The sequence below is a fragment of the Microbispora sp. NPDC046933 genome (assembly GCF_040644635.1).
In the GTDB taxonomy this organism is placed as follows: domain Bacteria; phylum Actinomycetota; class Actinomycetes; order Streptosporangiales; family Streptosporangiaceae; genus Microbispora.
This window is the reverse complement of the sequence record NZ_JBEYWW010000107.1, coordinates 1-1,751: the sequence shown is the minus strand read 5'-3', so window position 1 is coordinate 1,751 and position 1,751 is coordinate 1. Positions and strand designations below refer to the sequence as shown.

2 protein-coding genes are annotated in these 1,751 nt (G+C 29.5%); both read right to left on the bottom strand.

The window, feature by feature from the left end; all coding sequences use genetic code 11:
• On the bottom strand, positions 1–973 hold a 973-nt coding region (locus ABZ857_RS44120), incomplete at its 3' end, for a relaxase/mobilization nuclease domain-containing protein (RefSeq protein ID WP_357056930.1).
• A gap of 2 nt (positions 974–975) precedes the next feature.
• The gene (gene mobC / locus ABZ857_RS44115; RefSeq protein WP_276117874.1) at positions 976–1,461 is read right to left on the bottom strand and encodes a plasmid mobilization relaxosome protein MobC; all 486 of its coding nucleotides are present in this window, start codon (positions 1,459–1,461) and stop codon (positions 976–978) included.
• Between the last annotated feature and the right edge of the window lie 290 nt (positions 1,462–1,751).

The window sequence follows — 1,751 nt, the reverse complement described above, 5'->3', positions numbered from 1 at the left end:
CAGGTATCTTTATTGTCGCTTCTTTATCTAAAGCAGTATCAATCGTTACGTATAAAAAATTTTCAGTTTCTTTCTCAATTTGCCAATCTTCTACCAAAATTGAAATTTCTTTTTCTTGATTTTTTTCTTGAATACTCTCTTTGTCATTCCAAAGTTTCACGACTTCCTCAACGGAATAACCAATGGTATTTTTTTCTATCCGTTCTTTGAGATTTTCTTTTAAAAATTTATCATTTTTTAAACTTCTATCTCTAATTTTTTTGGTTTGTTCGCTTCCCTCTAAAAGATAAGTGGTATATTTTTTTGTGTCGTCCACTTTTAAATTTAAGGCTCTTGCTTTTTTTTTAAAATCTTCCCAAGTGTGAGAATGGTTCATTAAAAATTCAAGTTTGTTTTTAATCTCTTTCCGGTAAGAAATTTGAGCAAGATAGACCAAATAATTTTTGTGAGAATTCCCTAGTTTTTGTTCAGGACGGACAATAATTTTACAACCATATTCTTTAGAAATTCTATCAGAAATTTCTTTCAATCGTTCTAAATCATTTTTGTTTTGTTGAAATTTATTTAAAGTTAAAGGGTCAGTTGCATTAAGCACAATATGATTATGGAGGTGTGGCTTATCGGTATGAGTAGCAATAATAAATTCCGCAGAATTTCCGAGATATTCTTTCATGGTTTTACAACCAATTTCATGAACTTGTTCAGGGGTTAAATGGTCATCAGGAGAAAAAGATTGGACAAAATGATAACCGAACCTTTCATTTTTTTGTGGCTTGTTTTTTAAAGCGATAGCCATTGTTCGTGTCGCTAACATTTCATCACAGGTTGAATGAATATCTAAAATATTTTGACCGGAAACATATTCAAAGTCATTTGTTTTTTCGGAGTTCATCACATAATCAATGAGTTGTTTTAAATCTTTTGCAGAATGAACCGTTCCGTTCGATTGTTTTGGCATATAAATCACTGTCATTTTTACTCCCTCTCCGAAATAAAATGAACAACTTTTTGAATTTTATTTTCCAAGTTTTCTAATTGCTTTTGATAATCAGACATCAATTCTTTTGTCTGATTATTTTTATTTTCGTTTAAATGTTTAGCAATTTGATTGATATTATTTCCGATACGTTTTAGTTCAGATTTTGTCGCAGAAATTTCAGAAATAATATTTTTATATTCTGAAAAATCAATAGAAAAAATCTCTTTATTGCAACAGGCTCGTCTAGCAAAAATAGAAAAATTAGTGATACCAGTTTTTCTCATCATCAATTTAATTCTTTCGTTCTCTTTTTCATTTACACGAAATTTTTTCTGTATACTTCTCTCACGATTTTCAATTATTTTCATCTTGTCAACCTCACAAATATCTGTCAACTCTAAAAGCTCAAAATAGGGGGTTAGTGTCTTTAGTGAACTTCGCACTTGGGTACCCAAGTACAGTAAAAAGTATTCATCTTTCACTCACAAAATCTAAAATTTCCAATTTTATTTTTGTTCGTTTCAGACGAATCTTTTTATTTTTGGTGGTGTCCCCCAATCCCCCTTTTTGAAAAAAATTAGAGCTTAATTTCAAATTCTTTTAAGACATCTTCGTATAAATCTTTGACTTCAAAACACAAATTTTTAACTTCATCTTCGGTCAAAGTTTGAACATATTTTTTTGCGTTAATGTAATTATGAACTTATCACTCCATTCAAGAAGTTCAACTCTCTTGCTTTGAATACATCGAACAATTTTATAACAATTATAA